General features: G+C 40.6%; 3 protein-coding genes. 1 reads left to right on the top strand and 2 read right to left on the bottom strand.

Annotation, left to right across the window (positions count from 1 at the left end; all coding sequences use genetic code 11):
* Positions 1 to 1,224, bottom strand: a 1,224-nt coding sequence (locus Q0502_RS11900) for a RagB/SusD family nutrient uptake outer membrane protein (protein WP_298650987.1), incomplete at its 3' end; no start/stop codon positions are given.
* 20 nt (positions 1,225 to 1,244) lie between these two features.
* Positions 1,245 to 4,313, bottom strand: coding sequence for a TonB-dependent receptor (locus Q0502_RS11895; protein WP_298650985.1), 3,069 nt, complete (start codon positions 4,311 to 4,313; stop codon positions 1,245 to 1,247).
* Positions 4,314 to 5,292: 979 nt separating this feature from the next.
* Here Q0502_RS11895 and Q0502_RS11890 point away from each other — a divergent pair.
* A partial coding sequence (locus Q0502_RS11890) for a hypothetical protein (protein ID WP_298650983.1) occupies positions 5,293 to 5,595 on the top strand: 303 nt, incomplete at its 3' end.

The following is a 5,595-nucleotide window of genomic DNA, read 5'->3' as shown; positions in this document are numbered from 1 at the left end:
TAAGAACGTTCTGCGGAAGACCGCTTCCGAATTTCGCATATCTTCCCCCCATTTCCCTTCATATATGATATCACGGGTATATATTGTCGGCATCATCTGCACGATCCCTCGTCCACCTACATCTTCCAGCGTCCCGGTTAAATGAGTTGACATCGGATCACGGAAAACAGGCCCATAGACCCGTGAATACGGTAGTTTTGACATGCCATCTTCTGCCTTAAATGCTTCGTAATCGATCTGGGCTACCCAGATAGCCTCTTTATTCCCTGACTGGTAATCCTGGTTCCCTTTCTGAAAAAGATCCCAATAGACATTTCCTTTTATGGGATAACCTGCAGCTGAATACAAGCGATCTGCAGTTTGCTTGGCTTCAGAGTTTGCAAAATAAAAATCAGGATTTTCATCCTTACGCGTGCCAAACCGTTCTGTCATTAAAGAGTACACCGGACCATCTATAACCTCATTGCCATAGCTAATTGCCTTTTCATAAGCAATCTTTGCTTCTCCTGACTGTCCAGCCTCTTCCAGGGCGATACCTTTATTTAAATAAAGCTGACATAGATTATGTTGAGCCGCACCTTTTACCAAACGTCCTGCGATAGGAGTAGTCACCGGCAGATCATTTAAGATAGCCTCCATCTCATCTATAGCAAACTGATATGTCTGCTCGCGGCTGGTTCTTTCAAAGTCATAACGAGGGGTTGTTGTAACTTCCGTAACAATGGGTACACCTCCATATAATTCACCTAAATTACGATAACAAAATGCACGGAAGAAACGTGCTTGGGCCATAGTATATGCCTTTTCTTCTTCCGAACCCCATTCAATATTGGGTAAATTCGCAGCGTACAAGGCTAAGTTTGCTTTGGCAATTAACTGGTACCAGTGTGAATAATTATTGTTAAATTCATTACTGCTTGGAGTTATGATTCCATAATCATTAAAACGATTTCCCCTTCTGATGGTAGCCACATCATACATATCTGTTCCGTTACCACTAAAAACAAAAAACGTATTGTTTTCTTCACCCATTGCAAACATGTTTCTGATATGTGCGTAACACCCGATCACTACCTGATCGACTTGCTCCGATGTGGAAAAAGCGTTGTCAACGGTATAGAATGTTTCGGGCTTCTCTGTTAAAAAATCAGCATCGTTACATCCGGCTAATAACAACAACGATAAGAGCAAGACGAATTGATTATTTATTTTTTTGTTTTTCATACTTTTATCTTCTTTTTTGATTAAAAACTAATATTAGCACCTAAAGAGAATGAGGTCAATACAGGATAAGTGTTTTCCCTTACGGCAGAGCCAACTTCCGGATCATCTCCTTCCCAATCTGTAATTGTGAAGAGATTTTTGGCAGTCAGGAATACTTTCAAGTTCTGAATGTTCAGATTTTTAACCCATGGTTCCCCGAATGAATATGACAGTGTTACATCCTGCAACCGGACAAATCCCCTGTTCTGTAATCCTCGGAAGCGTCCTCCATCTCCGGCAAATACGGCAGATGGGTATTTGTTGCTTTTATTTTCAGGTGTCCACCAGGGGATATAGATACTATTTGAATTAAACAATCCTGAACCGTTTGTCATAAAAGCTTCTCTATTCTCTTTAAAGTAATATCCTCCACCACCAAATGTTCCGGTGAGCATCATATACAGATCGATATTTTTATAGGTAAGCGTGTTGCTCATATTTAATTTGAAGTTGGGGGTCGTATATCCCAGAATGTCCCTATCTTCCGCGGTAATAACTCCATCACCATCTAAATCTCTATATTTAGGCACTCCGGCCGATACTCCGTTCTTCTGCATATATTCCGTATCCGATTCCTGAACGATCCCATCCTGCACATATCCGTAGATGGCTCCCAACGGTTTTCCGATAAATCGGCTGTTGGATATATCATCATCTTCTTTCCCGTCTCCATCCAGATCTTCACCATACAGATGGGCCAGTTTATTCCGGTTTAACCAGAACGTGATGCCCGTCGTCCATGTAAAATCGTGTTTGGCGATATTCACGGTTCGCAAGGTCATCTCAATTCCCCGGTTATTTATCTGTCCTAACGATGATTTGATCGTTTTAAATCCAGTCATGACAGGGATATTTCGTTCGAATATCTGATCGGTCGTTTTCGAAAAGTATACATCCACATCAAAAAATATGCGGTTATTTAACCATACTGATTCGAATCCCGTATTCCATGATTCCGTGGATTCCCAACCCAGATCGGCATTTCCCAATGCCCCCGGAACCATGCCGTAAAGGATATTGCTGCTGTTTCCAAATTGATACCGGGCACCGCCTTCGGCTCCATTTCGGATTGTAGATAACGTGCCGTATGGGCTTAATCCCTGATTCCCGTTTTTACCCCAAGAAAGCTTTAATTTCAAATCATCAAGGATATTTACGTTTTTCATGAATGATTCATTGGTAATCCGCCATGCGGATCCAAAAGCCATGAAATCACCCCATTTTTGATTAACCCCAAAAACCGAAGCACCGTCACGACGATATGAACCGGTGAGGTAATATTTTTCATCATACGAATAGGATGCTCTACCTAGATAACCGATATTAGCCCTTCTGTCTCCTTCAAGTAAGATTTTCTGGACAGTCGCTTTATGCAGGCCGTTAACGCCTAAAGTGGTATTCCCATTAGCTGCAAAATCATTTCCTGTAGTGTTTTCTCGCTTGTAGTCCCTGCGGTCGCGCGTTGCCACGGCAGTCAGGTCGATAGAGTGTTTGTCAAACGTAGCGGTATAATTTAAAATATTATCGATAACCCAGCTCGATATGCTCCTGTTATCAATGTTACCGTTCGCGTTCGACAGCAAGTTCTGATAGGCTGCCGGAGAATAGCGGGTCGCATCATCATAAGCCCCTTCCTTTACATAATGTGACTCGTAATAAAAATTCGTACGGTGTTCTTTTGCTACATTACCCGCGTAATTAAAACGGTAACTAAAGCCGGGCAGCCATGGCATTTTTACGACAGCATAAGCATTCAAACGAAAATTATCACGTAAGTCGGTATTATCGCGTGAACCATTGGTTACCCCCCATAAAGGATTCTGGCCGGATTGCGTGTAAGGAAATTTTTCCAGTAACTTATTCTCTTCATCCCGGTACATGACCCCATAAGGTGACATGACAAACGCCTGGTTTAGGGCTGCGCCTACCCCAGAATAATCGGATTTTGTATACGCCGCATCAGCACCGAGCTCCAGCCAACTCGTAATGTCCGTATTGATTTTACCTAAAACGGATACACGATGGTAATCATCTCCAATGACCACACCTTGATTATTTGCATAAGAACCGGATAGGTAATAGTTCATTTTTTCTCCGGACCCAGATACCGAGAGCTGATAGTCTTGTATCCATCCGGTACGGGTAGACGCATCCAGCCAGTTTATTTCCTTCCTTGCCTCCCTGTTCGCCGCTTCCTGGGGTTTTAACCACGTTAAATCGGTACTGTTGTTCCGGGCCATAACGGATTCCAACCATTGTTCGCCGTTCATCAGCTTAGGACGGTTCATCCAGCTTTGAAGGCTTCCTGAAGCGTTGAAGGTTATTACGGGCTTTGCCGACCTTCCTTTTTTCGTGGTAATAATGATTACCCCGTTGGCTGAACGGGAACCGTAGGCTGCGGCAGATGTCGCATCTTTTAGAATGTCAAAAGAGGCAATGTCATTAGGATTAATGTCATTTATATTTCCCATGAAGATAACCCCATCAAGCACGATCAACGGGTCGTTTGATCCTGAAATAGATTTCTGTCCGCGCATCTGCATGCTTGGTTGTCCTCCTGCTGAATTTGTGGCCCCTATATCCAGACCGGAAACATTTCCTTTTATTGCTTCCAATGCATTCAGGTTTGATGTAAGTGCGACGGGCGAGTTCTCCAACTTCACGGAAGATACAGAACCCGTAAAATCCTTCCTTTTAGCAGTACCGTAACCAATAACAATAATTTCGTCCAATATTTCCGTATCTTCTTGCAAAACGATATCAATCGTAGTTTTACCTTCTAACGCAATCGTCCGTGAAAGCATTCCCACATAAGATACCTCTAAAATACTGTTGGAAGGTATATTCTGTAGCACGAACCTTCCATCAATATCGGTGATGGTTCCAATTGTAGTTCCCTGAACCTGTATCGTTACTCCGATCAATGATTCTCCATTTGTATCAGTGACAGTGCCTTTCACGGCAATATCTTGGGCTGATACACATAAGTAACCCATCCACATCAGCACAAACAGGGTTACTTTCATTAGATTTAAAACTTTTCTTTTCATTTCATTGTATTTTATTTTAGATTGAGATTTGGTCCTTCCTAAAAAGTTTTTTCTGTCCAAAACAGATACAAATCTTAAACACGTAACAAATCTATAAAATCACTTTTCCAAGAGCTTGGGTCAGAAGTTGACTTAGAATTAGATGTTTTGTGTACGTGCACAGATGTGCATATGAAAAAAATATGTTAAAAGCAAAATTAAAGAAGATTGATTAAGACAAACTAATTAAAATGATATAAAAACTTCAAAAAATGATTTTTAACTCGACTTTAGACAGATTACGATTATGGCTTACAAATTGTTGTTAGTTGAAAATAAATGTTTTAAAGCGGTAACAGGAATATACTTGCTGTCCGATAGAAGTATGTCAGTTAATTTACCCCAAAACAATTTTCAGAAGTTGATGTGTATAAATATATTTTCACTACTTCCAACATTACCGTTTCCCTTATACTTGTGTGGCACACCAGTTATCACCATTTTATCCGGAATCAAACAACTTTCGCAAACAATATTGACAGGGGAAGGTCCGCGAGATATTGATTGCATAAATACACGTTATACAATTTAAACGTCACTTCAGAGCATATGAAGTATAAAAAAAAACCTAGTAAAGAGTTAGCACCATTTATTCATTCCTATAAACAACGCTACTAAATGCCCGAAACTTGAGGCGAATAGTGCTAAAGACGCTATGGTCAACGTGCCAATTTTAGCTTGTCTGATAGAAGTTTATCCCGTTTCCATACTAATCCTTATGTTATCCCTGACGCAGTTCACCTGGATTTATACGATAAAATAGATATAATTCCGTTTGATAAATTGGATGTATTCTTTAAACAAAATTTAAGATGACGGCCGAAATAAGACGTGTTCACTTAACCAAAGGTCAAGGAAACATTCGGGATGGAAAAACGTTTATTATAATAATGGTTTTACGAAAAGTACAATAACACAATTTTAAACACAATCCATCTTTATGAAATATAAAATTGGTGACAAATTTAATGTTATTATCCCGGGTTTTTCGCCCACAGTTGCGAACATTGATAATATAAAAGAGAAAGATGGTAAAGTAATGTACTGCATCTCCTTTCATGAAGAAAGGTATTTTACCTTGTGCCGGGAAATATCGGAGGAAGTTCTGGATGAATTTATTGATATCTATAACAAGAACAAGGACAGGTTGGACGAATTCATGTTGCTTGCCGGCAAAGAAGAGAAAGCCGGATTGCGACAACCCGCGTCTGATGATGAAAAGACGGGGAAGGGAAAGAAGAAC

The organism is uncultured Proteiniphilum sp. (assembly GCF_937873925.1).
Taxonomy (GTDB): Bacteria; Bacteroidota; Bacteroidia; order Bacteroidales; family Dysgonomonadaceae; genus Proteiniphilum.
The sequence above is the reverse complement of the archived record's forward strand: the minus strand, read 5'-3'. Positions and strand labels throughout refer to the sequence as shown.

What these genes read in the sequence shown, in the direction of transcription:
- Q0502_RS11895 (WP_298650985.1), bottom strand. Translation starts at nt 4,313, where the DNA reads ATGAAAAGAAAAGTTTTAAATCTAATGAAAGTAACCCTGTTTGTGCTG.